The sequence below is a fragment of the Pseudanabaena sp. PCC 7367 genome (assembly GCF_000317065.1).
In the GTDB taxonomy this organism is placed as follows: domain Bacteria; phylum Cyanobacteriota; class Cyanobacteriia; order Pseudanabaenales; family Pseudanabaenaceae; genus Thalassoporum; species Thalassoporum mexicanum.
Window position 1 is genome coordinate 1,353,431 of record NC_019701.1, and the last position, 19,989, is coordinate 1,373,419.

General features: G+C 47.3%; 15 protein-coding genes. 7 read left to right on the forward strand and 8 right to left on the reverse strand.

Annotated elements, in window-relative coordinates; genetic code table 11:
* The first annotated feature begins 208 nt into the window (after positions 1 to 208).
* From PSE7367_RS05205 to PSE7367_RS05220, 4 genes are all read left to right on the forward strand, one after another.
* Positions 209 to 1,330: a peptidylprolyl isomerase gene (locus tag PSE7367_RS05205; protein WP_015164326.1), complete on the forward strand. Its 1,122-nt coding sequence runs from the start codon at positions 209 to 211 to the stop codon at positions 1,328 to 1,330.
* 179 nt (positions 1,331 to 1,509) lie between these two features.
* The gene (locus PSE7367_RS05210; RefSeq protein ID WP_015164327.1) at positions 1,510 to 2,334 is read left to right on the forward strand and encodes a sulfite exporter TauE/SafE family protein; all 825 of its coding nucleotides are present in this window, start codon (positions 1,510 to 1,512) and stop codon (positions 2,332 to 2,334) included.
* A 111-nt stretch (positions 2,335 to 2,445) separates the two neighbouring features.
* The gene (gene purC, locus PSE7367_RS05215) at positions 2,446 to 3,177 is read left to right on the forward strand and encodes a phosphoribosylaminoimidazolesuccinocarboxamide synthase (RefSeq protein WP_041699099.1); all 732 of its coding nucleotides are present in this window, start codon (positions 2,446 to 2,448) and stop codon (positions 3,175 to 3,177) included.
* Positions 3,178 to 3,887: 710 nt separating this feature from the next.
* Positions 3,888 to 6,107 carry a BamA/TamA family outer membrane protein gene (locus tag PSE7367_RS05220; RefSeq protein WP_015164329.1) on the forward strand — a complete coding sequence of 740 codons (2,220 nt, stop codon included), beginning with the start codon at positions 3,888 to 3,890 and terminating at the stop codon, positions 6,105 to 6,107.
* Between the two features lie 48 nt (positions 6,108 to 6,155).
* On the opposite strand, the gene PSE7367_RS05225 is transcribed toward PSE7367_RS05220, so the two are convergent.
* The 4 genes from PSE7367_RS05225 to PSE7367_RS05240 all read right to left on the reverse strand — a co-directional run bounded on the left by PSE7367_RS05225 (position 6,156) and on the right by PSE7367_RS05240 (position 12,376).
* Entirely contained in the window at positions 6,156 to 7,187 is a 1,032-nt protein-coding gene (locus PSE7367_RS05225) for a M14 family metallopeptidase (RefSeq protein ID WP_015164330.1), read from the reverse strand.
* A gap of 212 nt (positions 7,188 to 7,399) precedes the next feature.
* The gene (locus PSE7367_RS05230; protein WP_015164331.1) at positions 7,400 to 8,800 is read right to left on the reverse strand and encodes a TldD/PmbA family protein; all 1,401 of its coding nucleotides are present in this window, start codon (positions 8,798 to 8,800) and stop codon (positions 7,400 to 7,402) included.
* A 422-nt stretch (positions 8,801 to 9,222) separates the two neighbouring features.
* The gene (locus tag PSE7367_RS05235; RefSeq protein WP_015164332.1) at positions 9,223 to 10,722 is read right to left on the reverse strand and encodes a TldD/PmbA family protein; all 1,500 of its coding nucleotides are present in this window, start codon (positions 10,720 to 10,722) and stop codon (positions 9,223 to 9,225) included.
* 301 nt (positions 10,723 to 11,023) lie between these two features.
* Positions 11,024 to 12,376, reverse strand: coding sequence for a late competence development ComFB family protein (locus PSE7367_RS05240; protein WP_015164333.1), 1,353 nt, complete (start codon positions 12,374 to 12,376; stop codon positions 11,024 to 11,026).
* A gap of 427 nt (positions 12,377 to 12,803) precedes the next feature.
* Here PSE7367_RS05240 and PSE7367_RS05245 point away from each other — a divergent pair, with 427 nt between their 5' ends.
* Together PSE7367_RS05245 and PSE7367_RS20190 are read left to right on the forward strand one after the other, a co-directional pair.
* Positions 12,804 to 13,034, forward strand: a complete 231-nt coding sequence (locus PSE7367_RS05245) for a hypothetical protein (protein WP_015164334.1) — start codon at positions 12,804 to 12,806, stop codon at positions 13,032 to 13,034.
* A gap of 205 nt (positions 13,035 to 13,239) precedes the next feature.
* On the forward strand, positions 13,240 to 14,508 hold the full coding sequence (locus PSE7367_RS20190; protein WP_015164335.1) for a tocopherol cyclase family protein: 1,269 nt from the start codon (positions 13,240 to 13,242) through the stop codon (positions 14,506 to 14,508).
* Between the two features lie 108 nt (positions 14,509 to 14,616).
* On the opposite strand, the gene PSE7367_RS05255 is transcribed toward PSE7367_RS20190, so the two are convergent.
* From PSE7367_RS05255 to PSE7367_RS05270, 4 genes are all read right to left on the reverse strand, one after another.
* Positions 14,617 to 15,600: a ribose-phosphate pyrophosphokinase gene (locus tag PSE7367_RS05255; RefSeq protein ID WP_041699107.1), complete on the reverse strand. Its 984-nt coding sequence runs from the start codon at positions 15,598 to 15,600 to the stop codon at positions 14,617 to 14,619.
* A 213-nt stretch (positions 15,601 to 15,813) separates the two neighbouring features.
* The gene (gene ftsZ / locus PSE7367_RS05260; protein ID WP_015164337.1) at positions 15,814 to 17,100 is read right to left on the reverse strand and encodes a cell division protein FtsZ; all 1,287 of its coding nucleotides are present in this window, start codon (positions 17,098 to 17,100) and stop codon (positions 15,814 to 15,816) included.
* 173 nt (positions 17,101 to 17,273) lie between these two features.
* The gene (locus PSE7367_RS05265) at positions 17,274 to 18,092 is read right to left on the reverse strand and encodes a cell division protein FtsQ/DivIB (RefSeq protein ID WP_015164338.1); all 819 of its coding nucleotides are present in this window, start codon (positions 18,090 to 18,092) and stop codon (positions 17,274 to 17,276) included.
* Positions 18,093 to 18,547: 455 nt separating this feature from the next.
* A complete protein-coding gene (locus PSE7367_RS05270; protein WP_015164339.1) occupies positions 18,548 to 18,781 on the reverse strand; it encodes a hypothetical protein in 234 nt (77 codons plus the stop codon).
* A gap of 475 nt (positions 18,782 to 19,256) precedes the next feature.
* On the opposite strand from PSE7367_RS05270, the gene PSE7367_RS05275 reads away from it, so the two are divergent.
* Positions 19,257 to 19,985, forward strand: coding sequence for a class I SAM-dependent methyltransferase (locus PSE7367_RS05275; protein ID WP_413773411.1), 729 nt, complete (start codon positions 19,257 to 19,259; stop codon positions 19,983 to 19,985).
* Positions 19,986 to 19,989 lie beyond the last annotated feature (4 nt).

The window sequence follows — 19,989 nt, forward strand, 5'->3', positions numbered from 1 at the left end:
AGTCTTAGCCATTTAGCAAATCAATAAAATCGCGCCGATCTAGAACTTGGGTAACTAAATGTCTTAGCATTTGAATAGCTACTTAGTTGCGATCTCAAATTACGATGTCAAAGTAATGCTTAAAAAAATACGTTTAAACTTTTTGTCCTCTACCAACCAGCAATCCAAATTTGCTCGGTCGAGAGCAGCTAGACCAAATCAGCCAATAATGGCGATCGCGATCGCTGTGCTCCTATCGCTGGCAGTGCTGGTTCAGCCGCTAGCTTTTGCTTTTGCCGCGACAGAAATTCCTATTACTCTGGGTATTCATCAGCGGGAACAACCCTTAATCGCCGCTTTGCCTAGTAAAAGTGCGATCAAGGATGCTGATACCCTGTTGCGCAACGCTCTACCAATCAAAAACGAGCAAATCCGCAAGATTCAATCCCTGCTTGAAGCAATGCCCAAACAAGCTAACCTGAAGCGATGGCGGAGTCTGGGTTCAGAAATAGTCAAAATCACAAATCAAACTAACAAGAATAAAGACAAGATTTTGGCCAGTGTGCCTGCGGTAAACAAAGATGCAGCGACACAAGACCTCGAAAACCTGCTCGATACGCTTACCCCATTGCGTGAGGCGATCGAATCCCAGAACCGCGACGGCATCAAAGCCGAGGTAGAAAATGCCCTCAGTTATGTGGGCAAAATCGAAGCAGACATGGTGGCGGAATTTCCCTTCACTGTGCCGGCCAAATATGACAACTTCCCCCAACTCAAGGGTAGAGCCCTAGTTGAGCTAACCACTGAACTGGGCAAGCTGGATATTGTGGTGGATGGCTATAGCTCTCCGGTTAATGGGGGTCAGTTTGTTGATCTGGTGCAGCAGGGTTTTTATGATGGCCTCAGCTTCAATCGCGCCGATGATAATTATTTTCTGCAAGCGGGCGATCCCCCTGGTGATGCCGATGGCTACGTCGATCCCAAAACTGGCGAGATCCGCACCGTGCCGCTGGAAATCAAAATCCCTACTCAGGATGTACCAATTTATGAATTCACCCTTTCGGATGTGGGCGAAGCACTAACTTTGCCTGTATTACCTTTTTCGGTATTTGGCACAGTGGCGATGGCCAGACCCCCTGGTCAACCCAATGGTGCTTCTTCTCAGTTTTTCATCTATCTATTTGATTCGGACTTGACCCCGGCTGGTTTGAATTTGATCGATGGTAATTTTACGGTGATTGGCTATGTGGTGGAAGGCGATCGGATTTTGCCCAACCTCAAGCTAGGCGACAAGATTGTGTCGATGAAGGTGCTCTCTGGAGCTGAGAACCTGGTACAACCAAAGTCATAATCATTTTGAGCTGAATCAGCTAGATCGATAAATTGTTAAACTTAAACCCTTTCCTGGTAGTTTGTTGCTGGGGAAGGGTTTGTGTGTATTTTTAATATTTTGCGATCGCTGACAATCGCTCTGATCACTTTGATTAATTTGATTAATTTGATTAGTTTGCTTAATAACTCAAGTTGCCAATGAACTTAACCGATGCAATCTTGCTTTTAATCGCAGCGATCATGGCCGGGGCGCTAAATGCGATCGCGGGTGGGGGCAGCTTTTTCTCGTTTCCGGCTTTGATTTTTGTCGGAATTACACCAATCAGTGCCAATGCCACAAGTACGGTGGCGCTGTGGCCAGGGATTATTGCCAGTGCGATCGCCTATCGGGGCAAGTTTAGTTGGCAATGGCGGCAATTGGTATTAATTGGTCTGGTGAGCATGGTTGGTGGTGTGGCTGGGGCATTGTTGCTGTTGCGCACGTCCGATCAGCTGTTTCGGCAAATTCTGCCCTATTTGATGCTGGCGGCAACTTTGTTGTTTACCTTTGGTAAGTCGCTTACTAATCGGGTGGCAACTTATCTGGCCGGCCGGAGTAAGCATATCGATCGCAGAGATATTACAAATCATCCTGTTGCGTTGGCAGAACAATCGAATGCAGGATATGGCGCTAGTTGGTGGGCTTTGCCGTTATTTTTGGCGATCGCGGTTTATGGTGGTTTCTTTGGCGGTGGGCTAGGAATTTTGCTGCTGGCCAGCCTCACGATCCTGGGAATGGAAAACATTAACCAGATGAATGCGATCAAAACGTTGCTGAATGCCTGTATTAATGGCATGGCGATCGCCCAATTTGCGATCAGTAACGTGGTGTTTTGGCCGCAGGCGGCATTGATGGCGATCGGTGCGATCGTCGGTGGTTATCTTTCTGCCCATTATGCCCAGCGGTTAAAGGCAATCTGGGTAAGGCGGTTTGTGATTGTGGTGGCGTTTGGGTTGACGGGGTATTTTTTCGTGAGGGGTTAACAACAAGAAGCGATCGCCCGAACCTGTTAAATTGAATGAGTTATTAGAGCTAATAATTTTTTCATAGCAACCATGACAGGCACCAGCGATCTCAGTGATTCAAGCAACCCAATTCAGCTCGGCGCACAACTCTACGCAGGCAAAGCCAAAATCCTCTATGCCACCAGCGATCCCAATGTGTTGCTGGCCTACTACAAAGACGATGCCACCGCCTTCAATGCCCAAAAACGGGGCACGATCGCCAACAAGGGCGAGGTAAACTGCGCGATCGCCACTAATTTATTTAAATATCTAGAATCCAAGGGCATTGCCACCCACCTGATTGAACAAGTCACAACCGATCGGCAGACCATCAAGGCAGTGAAAATTTTGCCCCTGGAAGTGGTAGTGCGCAATATTGCCGCTGGTAGTTTGGTTAAACGTACTGGCCTAGAGTTGGGGACAAAGTTAAACCAGGCGATCGTTGAGTTTTACTATAAAAAAGACGAATTGGGCGATCCTCTCTTCACTGATGCTCATATTGCTTTGCTGGAATTGGCTACCCCAGAGCAACTACAACAACTGCGCAAACTGGGTTTAGAAGTCAATCAGCATTTGCAAGCTTTTTTTAATCAATGCGATCTCACCCTGGTTGATTTCAAGCTGGAGTTTGGCCTTGATCAGCAGGGCAATATTTTACTTGCCGATGAAATCAGCCCCGACACCTGTAGGTTATGGGATCAGCGCACCGATAATCCCAGCGATCGGGTGCTGGATAAGGATCGTTTTCGCCAGGATTTGGGCAATGTCGCTGCCGCCTATCAAGAAGTTATGACCCGCATTCAGGCCGCTTTTGCCAATTAATACCCCCGATCGCCCTGAAAAAACTAGCCTAATTAGCCGCTAATGGGGGATACTATGTAATTATCCCCATGATCTAAACTCAATTAACTGCCTGAGTCATCTTCTCCCCCTAGATCGCCGATTAAGCTTCTCCCTCACAAGTTAGCTAAGCTATGGGCAGTTGGGTAGGATCGAAGGATTAACTCCTGATTTTCCTAGCCAGCATAGTGATTGACTTGCACTTCCCGCTAGAACCACAGTTCTTGGTGGAGGTTGATAGTTATTGACTATTAATCACGATTAAAGTCCTGTGAATGTTAAAGCATGGCTTGGGCATTGCGATCGTTAGTTGAATTAAAACTTGGGGCATAGAGCCTTTGTGTGAATGATCAAAGCCTAATCAGCTAAGTTAAATTTGTAACTTAAGCGAAAAATCATGATGGTTTGCAACGAAAATTCTGGCTAATTAAATTTCAGTTAGCTGAATCTCAATAACCAAAATTGGTGGTTTGGTTTACCACTAAACGCAGATCATCCGATTTCAAGTTGCGGCGATCGCTAAATCTCAATAATATATAGACTTGCTGATTCCAGGTGGTCAAAAGAATCGATTAATAACCCAACAGTCCTTTAATCAGGTTTACTAATACTAAACTAAACTAATAAGTTCTTGTTGCGTTTCGGCGGTTCAATCCCGATAATCAATCTAGTTGGTGTGTGGCTTTATTAATATGCGTTTAACTCTGCTTGCCTTGACTACCCTAATTTACTCAACCTCAGTGGCGGTAATAGTGCCATCGCGGGTCGAGGCAACCGAACCAGACACGGCAATCGCTGGGATTACGGAAATCTCTGAAGTTGAAGTCGATCAGGTCGCTGATCAAAATATTGCCGAGATCGAAGGCACTCAACCAATTGAGACAACTAGTGAGCTATTCAATGAACCATTGGTTTTAACTCAGGTCAGCCAAAATACCACACCTGCCACTGAAGATGAAGATGATGAAGATACAGATGCTCCGGCTGAACCTACTGAATCTACTGAAAGTCCAGAGAGTCCAGATCGCCCAGACAGTCCTGGCTCAAGCCCAACGGAAACAGAACCGCCTCAAGCCACCGAAGATATTCCAGTTTTGATCGGTGAGGTATTGGTGGTCACGCCAGCAGGGACATCCCTACCAACCGATCTGGAAAATGAAGTCTACCAGGCGATCGATACTACGCCAGGACGCACCACCACCCGCAAACAACTACAAGCAGACATTGAATCGGTTTTTGGCACTGGCTATTTTAGTAATGTGCAAGCGCAACCAGAAGACACCGACATTGGCGTAAGAGTCACCTTTGTGGTGCAGCCATATCCAGTGCTCAGGGCAATTACAACCGAGGGCACTCAAGTATTAGATGCGGGCATCGAAGATCCCGAAACCGGCGAGACGATCGCCAAGTCGGAAGTGCTGAACAATATTTTCGGCGATCAAGTTGGCAAAACCGCTAACCTCCGCTTCATCCAAGAGGGAGTCGAAGAATTAGAACAGTTCTATCAAGATCGCGGCTATGTATTGGCTCAGGTAGTACCCGATGGAGTCAGGCTATCCCCCGATGGCACAGTGACCCTGAGCGTGGCAGAAGGGGAAATCGAAGCGATTACAGTGGCCTTTTTGAATGAAGAAGGTCAGACCACCAATGAAGACGGCACCATCGTGGAAGGTCGCACCCATGATTACATTGTCACCCGTGAGCTGAGTTTGCAGCCCGGCGAGGTATTTAACCGCAACACTGTCCAAGATGACCTGCAACAGGTGTTCAATCTAGGGATTTTTGACGATGTGAACCTGGGGCTGTCTCCTGGTGAAGACCCACGCAAAGTGATCGTGACCGTGAATGTGCAAGAGCGCAATACCGGATCGATCGCGGTTGGGGCTGGGATTAGCTCCGCTTCTGGGCTATTTGGTACAGTCAGCTTCCAGCAGCAAAACCTGGGCGGCAACAACCAGAAACTGGGCTTGGATATTCAAGTTGGTGAACGCGAGCTACTATTCGATCTCAACTTCACCGATCCCTGGATTGCTGGCGATCCCCATAAAACCTCTTTTACTGCCAATATTTTTAATCGTCGCCTGTTTAGCTTTATCTTTGATGACCCAGACGATCTGGTCTCGAATGTTGGTGTGGGGCCAGATGACGACACCCCAAGGGAAAATCGACTGGGGTTTGGGTTTGGCTTCTCACGCCCATTAGACGACAATACAACTGCTTCGGTGGGCTTCCGCTATGAGCGGGTCAGGATCACCGACGACGACAATAATACCTTTGCCTTTGATAACAGCGGCAACAAATTATCGGTAAGTGATTCGGGCAAAGATGATTTGTTCTTATTTCAAACAGCCGTAGCCAGGGATTTGCGCAATGACCCAGTTGCACCCACCAGTGGCTCGGTGTTACGACTTGCCAATGAGGTCGCGGCTCCATTTGGCAGTGGCTCAATTTTCTTCAATCGAATTCGAGCCAGCTATAGCTTCTATCTGCCAGTCCAGTTTACTAATTTCAATGAAGGCCCACAGGCTCTGGCTTTTAATGCCCAAATTGGTACGATTCTGGGTGATGCCCCTCCCTATGAAGCTTTTAGCCTTGGTGGTAGCAGCACGGTACGGGGCTGGGATCAGGGCGCGATCGGTGCGGGTAAGAGTTTTGCACTGCTGTCAGCAGAATATCGCTTCCCGATTATCTCAATCCTGAATGGCGTGGTATTTGGTGATGTGGGTACTACGTTTGGTACTGATAACGACGTGATTGGGAGGCCTTCGGTGGTCAGAGATAAACCCGGTACGGGTGCTGGCTATGGTGTGGGGGTGCGGATTCGATCACCACTAGGGGCAATCCGGATCGACTATGGTTTTGCCAGTGATGGTGGTAATCAGTTTAGTTTTGGCCTGGGCGAGAAGTTCTAAGTTTTTTAGTTTTTTCTCTATTTAATTTAATTAAGCAGCTAATCAGCCTTAATCAGCCAAGGCCATCCGCTCCATCAGATAGCACAAGCAATCCTGGCGGATAATTTCCGGCTTCAGCGTCAGCATCGAGGGCATCAATGGCGCAGCGGTAACAATTTGCTGATCGATCGTTTTGAAATAGCGATCGGCCACATTTTCACCCTGCTCATTTTGGACGTCTAGATATCTTTTGCTGGCTTCCCCATTGGAGCGCACATAACACAGGGAAGTATTGACTGGCAGTTCTTGAAAGTTCAGCCGATCTAAATCGATCGGAAAACACAGATCGATCGCAATTGGTTCACAGGCTGGATCGCCAAAGCCAAAACTAATATGCTCAGGGATTTTAACGATCGCCACGGTGTGAAATAAATCAATATCGGTGACAGGCGTAGTTGGGATTGTATCCAGAGCCAGACAGGTTTCTAAATAATTCAGCGCATGCCTGGTTCCCTCTGGCTTACCCGGTTGGCCACATTCGAGCGTAATCGAGGGGCACATCTCGGCAAAAGCCATGGTAAGCAGCGTGTTGGGTGAGGTGAAATAAACAATACTATGGCCAAATAAATTTGCTAAATGCAAAGACCGTCGATCGCACTGGCTAATACAACCATAGTGAGGATTGCGGCCAGTGTTGTTGTGAATATCGATCGAAGCAAACACCCCCCGCGATCGCATATCTGCTAACACCTGCTGCGCCATCTCTTGCTCCGGCGTATGGCCAGGTTGCCAGATCCGATTGTAGTCCGGTTGATGCTCTAGGTGGCGCTTTTGATGCTTGGCAGCAGCAACATTGCCAATAAACAGCGATAGGGCACGCGGTAGGGGCTGATTGGCATATTTGGTGAGTAGCTGCTGGATCGCTCTCCAGCCAGTAGTTTCATTGCCATGCAAAAGGACTGAGACAAATAAGGGGGGCTCCTTCTGACCTGGGAAGTGAATTAAGGTAGGGCCGCTTAATTGTTGATGTAACTCGGTGGCATTGAGTTCGAGCAAGCTTTTGAGCAATCTGGGGGGCAATGAGTTGAGAGTAGTGAGCATGTTGGCTGGATAGGGCGATCGTGGTAATGAAGATATGGCTTTAATTACCAGGGATACAAATTATTAGCATTATTAGCAATAAATAGCATAAACGATCGCCAGCTTCCCAACTACCTGAACCGGGATTATGGCGATCGCTTGCCTTGGCACTAATTAGCAGGACTTAGTTGTTAACTAAATAATCCTGAGCGAGTCTATACTTTGCTCAATCACTAGTCGCCCGTAATCGCCATACTATCGATCCACACTCTGGGGCTGACCCCTCTGGGCGTAACCTTGGCAGTTGGTTCAATGTAGGCGATCGACTTAAGCAAATCCAGAATATCACCTGCCACCGTGGCCGATTCAATGCTGGTGCGATCGCCCTTATTTACGATCCAGCCCTTGAATGGTAAGGATAAAGACCCTTGCAAGGCATTGACCCCAGCATGGAGCGCTTGCAATTCATCAATGAAAACCACATTTTCCAACTTAGCCAGATCGTAGGCCGCATTTTCTGTCTCACCGGGTAACACATGCAAGAAACTAGGACTCACCGATACCTTGGCTCCCATGGTGGCATGACCAGTGGGCTTGGCATTGAGGCGCTTTGCCGTACCAGCGCTGTGCAAAAAGTTAGTTAGCTTCCCAGCCGTAATCACTGGCACCCGGCGGGTGGGTGTACCTTCACCATCAAAGGCACTGGCGGCCACATTGCCAGAATGCAACTCATCATCAAACACCGAGAGCGCCGGACTGGCTATCTCATTGCCGATCGATTCGGGCGTAGATAGGCTTTGCTTATCGAGAATATTCTGGGCATTAAACAAATTCGAGAAGGCATAGAGCAAACTCAAAAAGGCTTTGGCAGAAAATACAACTTTATATTTACCGGTAGTAATTTTCTGATAGTTATAGTGGCTGATCGTTTTTTCCTTAGTTTCCTCAATGCAACCACGAATATCTAAGCCATCCAGGCCAATACTGAGGCGATAGGCGCTACCACTACGCGGTTTTTTGCCGCCTGCTTCGGTGGTTTGGGCATACAAAAACAACGTGGTGACGCTGTGAGCTTCCTGGCGCTTGGCTCCGGCACTATTGAGATAAAAATGGATAACATCCTTTTGAGACATGCCGTTATAGGGCACAGCCTCGATCGCCTCGTGGGCTTCAACCAGTTCTTTTTCGGCTGATAGCAGAATATCCAATAGGGATTGAATGGGCGCAGAATCAGCAATTTGCTCTTTATGCTCAATCCGTTCCAGGGCTGCCGGATCGAGGGGGGCGATCGCTTCGGGGCTGAAATCAGGCACATGCTCAGTTACGCCAAAGGCACTGGCTTCAGCAGCGGTTTTGAGGGCTAGCTCCAGCCCAGCCGGATCGATGTCGGTGGTGGAAGTCACGCCGACCGTATTTTGCTTACTCCAGACCCGCACCGTGATGCTAGAGCGATTGGAGGCTCCTACCTGCTTGGGCGATCCCTCATAAACATCAGCTTCGGTTTCATCCACGGTCGATCCATAGATGTCGTATTTGCTAATGCCCAGCCGATCGGCGATCGTTTTCACCTGATTGGCAAGATCGTCAATATTAAGGGTTGATTTTGTTGTTTCTCTGGCAATGGTTGCTGTCATTGTTTAATTATTTAGGCTAGTTATGAGGATTTAATTACTTAGAAATTACTTAGAAATTACTTAGAAATTGCTTAGAGGTGGATGATTCGATTTCGTTGTAGTTGCTATGGCCACTCGATCTAGCTGAGTTTAAGAATATTTCTAGCTAACAAGCTGCATAAATATTGCTAAAAATCTTGGTGTTGAATCTTAGCCAAATTAGTTAACTGGGAGCTTGGGCGATCGCTGATTAATCACAAGTAATCATTCAATACGATCGCAATGATCCAGCAACTAAGGTCATTGGCAAGGGGGATTAATGGACTGCTGGCATAAATTCTAAATCTAGAGTTTTGGCTCTGATTCGATCGCCACAATTTTAGACTTGCAGAACAGATCTAGTGAATATGCGCCAGCCTATCAATCCCAAGCCCAATTTAGCTCTAGCGACCACCCACAGTAATTGAATCTACTTTTAGGTGGGGTTGACCAACCGTGACATAAATACTGCCGCTGATCGAACCGCAGAAACCAGCCGCCAGATCAATATCCGCTGAACACATCGAAATTTTATTCATGATGTCCTTGGCCTCCCCAATCAAAGTAGCGCCCTTGAGGGGCTTGGTGACCTTACCATTTTCAATGAGATAAGCTTCATCCACCGCAAAGTTGAATTGGCCAGTACCACCAACACTACCGCCGCCCATCTTCTTGCAATAGATGCCCTTATCGATCGAAGCAAACAAATCATCGACCGCATATTCACCAGGGGCAATATAGGTATTACGCATCCGACTGGCGGCAGGATAGGCAAAGTTCTGACGACGACCGCTACCGGTGCGGGGGTGGCCAGTACGGATCGAACCAGCCCGATCGCTAATGAAATTCTTCAAAATGCCGTTCTCAATTAGCAAAGTGCGTTGCGCCGGCATCCCTTCATCATCCATGTCGATCGTGCCAAAGGCATTATTACTCAAGCCTTCATCCCAAGCGGTTAGGCTTTCATGGGCGATCTGCTCGCCTTTTTTATCGATGAATGGCGTAGTTTTACTCTCGATCTGGGTGGTTTCCAACAAATGGCCGCAGGCTTCATGGAAAATCACACCGCCAAATTTGTTTGCCATCACGATCGGGTAGGTGCCCGATTCCACATAATCGGCATAGAGCATCTTACCGGCCGATTCGGATACTTCTTCTGCATCGGTGTCATATTGCCAACCGCGCAAAAACTCTGGTTCGCCGGTGCTGCCATTGCGTTTGTTGATCGAAGATCGATTTGTACCATCAGCACAAAGCAGACTATAGCCCACTGACTGAGTCAGGCGAATATCCCTGGCAAAAGTGCCATCACTGGCAGCCACCAAAACCTCTTGCCAATCGCGGAAATAACTGGAACGGCGCGATTGTACATGGCTGGCTCGTTTAGCAAGGGCTCCATTGGCCTGCAACAAAATCTCGCCCATTTCCTGCATCGAGCTACAACCTACCAACCAGTTTTCTTTATTGTTAATATTATTAATTTGATTACCACCGATCGCCGTGTAATCACGCAGCAGCTCCAGATTAACCGTAGGAATATAGGCAGTGGGTGCGGGTAAGCTCAGCCCCAAAATTGAGATCGCTTTTTCCAGGGCAGCTTTCAGCCCCGCAAAGGAGACATCATTAGTGCTGACATAGCAATCGGCCTTGCCCTTGAATACTCGCACGCCAGCGCCAGTGGAAAGACGGGGTGAAATACTGGTGATCGAGTCATCTTCGGCCAGACAACTAACAAAATTGACACGCTCCAGGAAAAATTCCACAAAATCAGCACCAGCAGCCCTACCTAAGCCCAATAAAGTTGATAGGGTATCTTCCCAGCTAGCATCCAAACGGGTAATCACATTTTGATATTGCAGGGTGGGAATTTCTTGGGTACGCAGGAGTGGGGTAGTTGCGATCATTTATGTCCTCTTGGTTCTATATATTTAGATTCTACAAAATGCTGGGATTAGCTGGTGACGATCGCACCGTTTCCTAGGCCAGTTTAAGCTTAAATATTTCCCCAGACATAGATAGCAAGAGCATTATACAAGCCTTATGCTAGGCTCAGCCATACTGGTGATCAGCATTTACAAGCTATGGCTTACCTATGTCTTACCGAAGATCGCATGAAGGCCAGATATATAATATATATTGACATATCGGCTGTAGGCCAGCGATCGCCTGCCAAAAAACCAATCCTAACCCTATTAATTATTAATTCTAGATACTGGCATGACCATTGAGGCTGGCGATCACCCCATCATCTGCCATCTCTGGGCGGGTATAAGTTAGGGGAGTGGCTAGTAAGGGGTAATGCAATTCAATACAGGCCACCGAGGGAATTCGCTGGAGGGTTTTGCGAGCGACCAGGCGGGGATTATCCGCCAACCAACCAAAGGTTTGCCAATTATTTGCTTTCATCAGTAAAACATCACCCTGGCTGCTTTCAATCAATGACATATCCGCATCCCCAGGCTTCAATCGCAATGATTTATAGATTTTGCCAACGGTTTTCCAGCGGTTGCGCCAGTCTGGCCCCATCGTGCGGGCAGCTTCGAGGGCTTCTTCAACCATAATTGCCACATTTCGCCAGGTAATATCATCCCGTTGCAGCAACGATCGCAGCTCAGATAATGATTTATCCTGCTCCAGGTCAAACCTAGTAAAGGGCAATGGCCCAACCAGACGTTTAGGGGTTTTACTCAAGGTCAAGATCGCTTGCACCACGGCCGATTCTATTTCGTCGGCTAGCTCAAGGTGGGCACGCTGTTGCTGCCGTTTATAGCCCTGGGCAGAGGTCGCATACATCGGTGGCAATCGATTCAGGGCATAGGCAGCCACATCCTCGCCCTTAACCTGCCTGGACACCAGGCTGCTCAGGCGCTTAAGCTGTTCTTCAGATTCTGTCAGTACCAGCTTTTCAAGCACATTGGTGATCCCATAGTCCGCGTTAAGCATATAGGAATCAAAGTCATCACGATCGGCCAGATCACCACTTGGATATTCCTCGGCGATCGCGGCTACCGAGTTGACATGATTGCTGGCATGATTAAAATCAAGCTTGCGTTCGCGCCAGGTACTTTGCCGAAACTTGGCTCGTTTTAGATAATCTTTAATGTCGCTAACCTGCTTGCGGGTACGACTGACATAGGAGTGGGGGCTAAGGCTGCCATATCTTACCCCCTCCAGTGCCACAAAGGTTGCCTGGGGTACTTCTGCCCAATTCATATGGGGCTTATTGAATATTTTTTGGAGTTGCGCCAGGGCGTGGGCGGGTGATGAGATATCTACACCGGAAAGCGGTGTCACTTCACGATCGCTATCTCTGCTCACATTCATCATCGCCTTTTGGACAGCACTAATCACCTTGGGGCGCATTTCGCTATGAGCACGCTTACGTTGCTGTAGCCAGCCACGATCGGTACTGGCATACATTGGTGGCAGTAGATTTAGCGCATAGGCAGCAACATCGCTCAATTCAATACTTTGTGAAATACTATTCCCCAAGCGTTGCAGTTGGTGTTTGGCTTCTTCTACTACCAGATCCTCAATGGTATTTTTGAGGCTGACCATATGATGTTTAGTTCACAAATAACAGATGATGAGTAGCAAACTAATGAAACCGGGCATTTTTTGTATTTTCCATGCCTGTCCTCTGGTTTCACTTCAATGAATCCCTGTGCCAGTCTCAATGATTTTCAATACTTCTAGAGCAACAAGTCTATGTAACGTATAGAATACAGTCTTTTCTTGAGCGATCGCTTCAGCATTTTCGCTGGCCAGATCGCTAATTAATAATACTTGCCCTCTAAAATTTTATTTTAGCTTTGCCGCCAACGCGGTGATCTGGGTCAAGGCTGATTAAAATTAATTCTTCTTAATCTACTGCAACCCTATTTGACATATCGTAATTGCTAGAATTACATAAGGGATAAGTACATCAGGGACAAAGCTTGGTAAAGCATGGTAACAATCGGACTGGCGTTGGAGGAAGGGGATCATGGCCACAATCGATATTTTTATGATCATTGCCCTGGGTAGCATGATTGGCATTATTATGTTCAGCCAGTATGCTGCACCAGGTAACAATCTGGCTAGTTGTCAGAGTACGGCCTGCCGAAGAGCGACAGTTGCTGATGCGAATTTTCTCGATCGTACCTTTCAACTCATTCCTACGATCGGCATCTCGTTTTTGTTTTTCCTGGTGCTGGCGGCGATCGCGGCTCGTTAACCTGCAAATAACTAGCAAAAAAGGTGGCGGGTAATATTCAATGCTATAAATACTAAAAGTCTGATCATCTGGCGCTGAACTGCCTGGATCTGATTAACCTGTCAAATTGGCTTATATTAATCATTAATCAAATATTGCTCAAATTAATTAATCTGAGCCGCATTAGAATTAGCCAGTTGTAAATACTCTACAGTTTCTTGAGCAAATGGCTTTAGTGCCCCACTCTGGTTACCACTGGCATGGTGGTAGCGATCGTTTTTTTGAGGGTTGGTATTTTCGGGTGACGCTGCCCCAGGCCAGGCAGTCGTTTGTATTTATGTATGCGATCGATGATCCCCAGGGACATACCCCCTATAGTGGTGGATCGGCGCAGGTTTTGGGAATAGATGAGCAATTAATCTGGCGCACGCTGCCTAATACGGGGGATTTCCGGGCTGATTATGATGCTTGCTGGTTAGAGCATTGGGGCGCAGGCGATCAGGGCTATCGGGTTAGCGATCGCCACAACCAGGGCATGCTCAAAGACCCAGCCACAGGCAAGTTTTGCACCTGGGACTATGAAATTACCACGATTAGCACTTGGGGCAGTTTTACTAATTTAACTAATTCGACCAATGGGGTTGCCAAATCGGGGCGATCGTCAGAGCCAGAAGCGCCGATCGATCCAGGCATTTCTAGCAACTTAGCTAATTCACCCAGACACAATCAGCAAAATAGACAAATTAACGAGCCACGATCGAGATTAAATACTGAGCCGCTTGATCGCAACGCTAAAATTTATCGCCAGGGACAAGCAACCCCTCGTCAAACCAAAACATCCCAAAAGCCCAAAGAAAAACCCAGAGCAGTGATGGGAATCTTGTCCTATTTGAGCGTATTTGAACCGGGCTGGCAAATTTTGCAATCCCATGCGATCGCCTCTGGCCAGATCAACTGGTGCGGTGATGTTTATAAGTTTACCAATGCTCCAGCCTATAGCGAAAAGAACTGGGGGCGCACGTTTCCGGATAAATGGTTTTGGTTGCAGTGCAATTCCTTTGCCAGCCATCCCACCCTCAGCATCACGGCCGCTGGCGGGAGGCGTGAATTTGTCGGCCAACCAACTAATGTGGCAATGGTCAGCATTCATTATCAAAATCAGTTCTGGGCTTTTCTACCGGAAGATAGCCAGATCTATTGCCAGGTCAAGCCCTGGGGAGAATGGCACATTTATGCCCACAAAAATAAAATCAATGCCGATCGCTCCTTAACCTGGGTGCAGGTAATTGGTTGGTGCGATCGCCCTGGTAATCAGGTATTGGTGCCCACCGCAACTGGCTTGAAATTGCTCAGCACTGATACCCTGAATGGACAAATTCAGCTTAATCTCTCCAGCCCTGGCTTGCAACTCAGAGCCAGTGATAATCAAGCCGCACTGGAAATTGGCGGCGATCCCTGGCCAGAGCCCTGGCAATTTAAATCAGCCCAAATTTAACGATCTGGCTAAAATATAAGCGATCGCCTTTGTAAAATTGATCAGCATCGGCCTAGCAAAACAAAACATACCAGCATGAGCCGATATCTTTAATCCAAGCCAGAGCGACTAGCGAAACATACTGCTCACCGAGGAATCCTCATGCACCCGCCAGATCGTCTCACCGATCAAATTGGCCACCGACAACTGAGTCAGTTGCGGGAAATGGTTATCCTTGGGGACTGGGATTGTATTAGTGACAATGATCTCCTCAAAGCCTGCCTGAGAAAGCCGTTCGATCGCTGGTGGTGAAAACACCGGATGGATCGCACAAACATATACTTGCTTGGCTCCTTCCTGACGCAGCAATTTGGCTGCCGCCGTAATGGTTCCAGCAGTATCGATCATGTCGTCCACCAGCACCGCGTTTTTACCTTCCACTTCGCCCACCACATTAAACACTTCAGCCACATTATGAGCCTGGCGACGCTTATCAATAATGGCGATCGGCGCATCATCCAGCTTTTTCGCAAATGCTCTGGCTCTGGCCACCCCCCCCACATCCGGCGACACCACCACGATGTCTTCCAGTTGTTTATCTAAAATATAGTTAATCAATACCGGCGAGCCATAGACATGATCGCAGGGGATATCAAAATAGCCCTGGATCTGGGCAGAATGCAAATCCATTGCAATCACCCGATCGGCTCCCGATTGCACAATCAAATTGGCGACTAGCTTGGCCGTAATCGATTCTCGCCCGGCTGTTTTGCGATCGGCACGGGCATAGCCATAATAGGGCAACACCGCCGTAATTTGCCGCGCGGATGCTCGACGGCAGGCATCGATCATAATTAACAGTTCGGTCAAATTATCATTGACTGGTCTACAGGTTGGTTGGAGCAAATAAACATCACAACCTCTGATCGACTCTTGTACCTGGATATAAACCTCACCATCGGCAAAGGTTTTTCTGACCATTGGGCCCAGTTCAATGCCTAAATAATTTGCCACCTCCTGAGCCAGGGGCAAATTCGCAGATCCAGCAAATAAACGCAGCCGATCTTCGCCACTGGAAGACAAGCGTGCTAACCTTGAAGCCTCACGGGAAATTTTGGTATGAGTAATCACAGCTAAAAAAAACCCACTGTTGGCATCGTAGCATTCCTTTTGGGGTTCAATGATCGAATCCCCAAAATGTTAAGGTATCGCCACATGTGAGTAAATCCTCACCAACCCAGTCGATCGAATGTGGGGATGGGCTGTTTGTTCTTACCAGCAATCGGATTTTTGATCTGGCTATGTTAACAACTAACAACCAAAGATCTACCTTTTGGGTCGTCTGCGTTGCAAAAAGTCGGGAATGTCCAGACCTGGCTTGCTGATCCTGGGATCGGCAGCGGTGGGACTAGGCGCAGGGGTATTTGGCACAATCGGCGACTTGACTGGTACTTGCTTTTTGATTTTAGGCGTTGGTGCAACATTTGGCTTTTGGGAAAAACCAGTGGCGATCACGGTGATCCGAATTTCGCCTTCCATGCTGTCATCAATCACCGCCCCGAAAATAATATTGGCATTGGGATCGACCACCTCATAGATGGTTTCGGCCGCGGCATTTACTTCATGCAAAGTCAGGTCACTACCGCCAGTGATATTGAAGACCACGCCATTGGCACCCTCGATCGAAGCCTCCAGCAGTGGCGATGAGATCGCGGTCATGGCAGCTTCACGGGCGCGCGATTTACCGGAACCCGTGCCGATCCCCATCAGGGCTGAACCAGCATCGGCCATTACCGCCCGAATATCCGCAAAGTCTACATTCACCAACCCAGGAATAGTAATAATATCAGAGATACCCTGTACGCCCTGGCGCAACACATCATCAGCAACCCTAAAGGCCTCTTGGACTGGGGTTTGCTCGGAAATCACTGAAAGTAACTTGTCGTTGGGAATAATAATCAGGGTGTCTACGCGGCTTTGTAGGGATTCCACCCCGTCTTCCGATTGCTGGGTGCGTCGCCTGCCCTCGAAGGTGAAGGGTCTGGTAACTACGCCGATCGTCAGTGCGCCGGTTTCCTTGGCCACTTCAGCAATGATTGGGGCAGCACCAGTACCAGTACCACCACCCATCCCAGCGGTAATAAATACTAAATCAGCCCCTTCGATCGCCGCCGCAATATCATCCCGCGACTCTTCGGCAGCTTTTTGGCCGATCGCTGGATTGCCGCCTGCTCCCAGGCCACGAGTTAACTTTTGCCCCAATTGAAACCGTTGTGATGCCGAGGACTGAATCAAAGCCTGCGCATCAGTGTTGACAGACCAAAACTCAACACCAGATACCTCACTGGCAATCATTCGGTTAACGGCATTGCCACCAGCACCACCTACGCCAATGACTTTTATCTTTGCCATACTACCCGGCGTGATTTCATCCAATTTTCCGTCAACTCCTGGTTGCTGTTTATTGCTATGCTTATGATTAAGGGAATTGCCTAAATTTAGTTCAGCATGGGGTATGTGTTCATAGGCTTCGTTAGCCATTGGGATGCCCGATAGTGCGTTGTCCCCAGAGCTATCGGACTCTAGCTCTGACCAATTATTCTCAGGTGTCATTAAAACTGCAAAGTAGAAGTATAAAACATTGCCAGTTATACAAGATTACATGTTAAATCAAACTCAGTCAGAATTTTTAGCATGTTATAGGATTTTCGTTGGCTCTAGTTTGACTAGATTTGCCTCAATCACCAATTAAACTGGCTAGATTAATCAGCTACTAAATTGCAAGTCTATAACTCTATTGCCGACAAATCAACTTTAGCCGAGTCTAACATCTCCAGGACTGGGCTATTAGGGTCGCTCAAATCCAGATAGAGAAAGCTTTCGGGGTCAAGAACGCGATCGAGTTTACGCAATCGATCGAGGGTCTTTAATTGGCGCGCCAACTTATTAGGTTTATAGATACCACAATGCACTGTTCCCAACTCGGTGATCAAAATCAAGTTAGACTTATCCCGCCAGTCCACCTGAGTGATTTTGACCGGGCTGTTGCTGATGTGGTCATAGGCTTCAGCCCAAACCTCAGCCACCTGTTGATCAAAGCCCAGAATAGTTAATTGGGGCTGATCGATCGAACTGGGGTAGCTATGCAGGGGCATCCAGGCACCATTTTCATCTAATAAGCCCTCTTCGTTAAATTGCAGGGCTCTGGCAACTGGTTCCCGCTCTTCCACAATCACGGTTAGCTTAGAAGGAAAAAGAGTACGTTGCACTTCCACACTTTTGACCGGAGCAGTCTTTTCCAACTGTTCAGCAATTTCATGGGGCTTGACCCAAAAGATGTGCTGTGGATAACTAACTGGCACCATATCCTGCAAAGTTTCCCGCGTTAACAGCTTGTTACCTTCAATATCAATTTGACTGGAGTTATCTAGCTTTAGATCGGGCAGGGAAGCCAACCAAACCAAACCAGTAGTGGCACTACTAATAAATACAATTTGCCACATATGCTGAAAAAACTTCAATCGCCGTTTCTGCCGAATTTGCTTGCGGCGGGCGACAAAATCGTCTTCAGAATTTGGATATGGAAGAGAAAGCCACGATCTCATGGTCACAACACATTATTGGGATGGGATTGGATTTGCGGATGGGATATGCTTAAACCAGAATGCTTAGCCTATATATATTGACCGAACAATCATAAATAAAAACAAATAGTTGGCCAATCGGTTAACAGCTACGATCGCTAATCTTGCTTATTTCATGCTTCATAGCCATTGCATTGATAAAATGCATCACAATAACTATAAATTTATCAGTCGGCCTACGAAATAAATAGAAAAATAAATAGAATTAGTTGATTTATTCAACATCAAGTCATTAAATCAAATAGATTCAACCCAATACCGTTCAGGGAACAATATCACGGTCTTTTTATTTACTTAATCTTAAATTCGCCTTAAATAGAGCTAGAACCTTTAAGAGACAAAATCGATCGCCTTATCTAAATCGCCCTACTTAATTCGATAGAACCACAAAATGGCAACCAAAGATATGAGGGAATTCAAAGATCAGTAGAGGGGCTGCTATGGAACTGGCGCTCTAGCATTTCGACGATCTCCTGGCGATCATTAGCCAGATCAACCTGACGAGTAGCAACACCAACCCTTGGCTTAAGCGATCGCTTCGCAAATGGTGCAGGCATGCGGAACATCTGCAATGCTTTTAAAAATAGCAACATTGCTGCTGCGATTAATAAAACGGAGATAAAAACGTAGGCAACTGCAGCAATCATCATACTTAACCTTATGTCTAGATGGGATTTAACCTAAGATACAAAATTAGTTTACCCTGGCATACATTCTGGCAATCAAGCCCTAGATGCCTTCAGACAAATGCTGATAGTGCGATCGAGTTACTACAAAAAGATGCATGTATTTAAGCATATCTAAAACATAATTACCAAATATTTAAGCTATTGAGGCCAAAAATTGCATAAGAATACCGACACAAGAATCATAAATTCAAATAAATCAATTAAACTAGCGATCGCGGCTGGATGTTTGAGTATTATTTTGGGCATGATTACAATTGGCTTGTTTGTGTCCTTAGCTGCTCCGGCAATGGCTGAATGGGCTTACCCTGCTGCGGTAGATATTACTTGGAGCAAAAATGAAAGTCGAGGCGATCGTTTAGCATTCTCAGTGCCAAAATTGAATTTGGTGATCGGTGCAAACCCCAAACCAACTCAAGCCGAAGCAACGATCGCCCAACTGCCAGTCTATGACCCTGAAGTTGCCAGCCAGATAGAACCAAAGCAGGATTTTTATACTAAACACGCGCTCCATAGCCCAGATGGGATCGGTAAGTTTTACCTTGGTCGGGAGATCGCTAAGGTGATGGGACACACTGAAGCGGTTTGGTTAGAGCGCCCCAGTCGGCAGTGGCAGGAAGATCCAGACGCAGTGATCGCCGCATTGCACCTCAAACCTACTGACGTGGTGGCAGATATTGGCGCGGGGACGGGCTATTTTAGCTTTCGGCTCAGTCAGCAGCTCACTCAGGGCAAGGTGTATGCCGTTGATATCCAGCCAGAAATGATCGATATTTTGCGATTTTTGAAAACCGAGAATGCGATCGATAATGTGGAAACGGTGCTGAGCGATCCCCAAGATCCCCATCTTCCCAGCCAAAGCATCGATCTAGCGTTGATGGTGGATGCCTACCATGAATTTGCCTACCCCCATGAAATGATGCAGGGGATCGTTAAAGCGCTCAAATCAGGCGGCAGAGTAGTTCTGGTGGAATATCGCCGCGAAAATCCGTTTATTGCGATCAAAACCTTGCATAAAATGACCCAACGTCAAGCCAAGCAAGAAATGGCAGCGGTCGGCCTCAGTTGGCTAGAAACAGATGAGTCGTTGCCCAGCCAACACATTATGATCTTCCAGAAGCCAATGCAAGAACTGGAACAAGAGACTAGCTCAACGGAAGTTAAATAGCGAT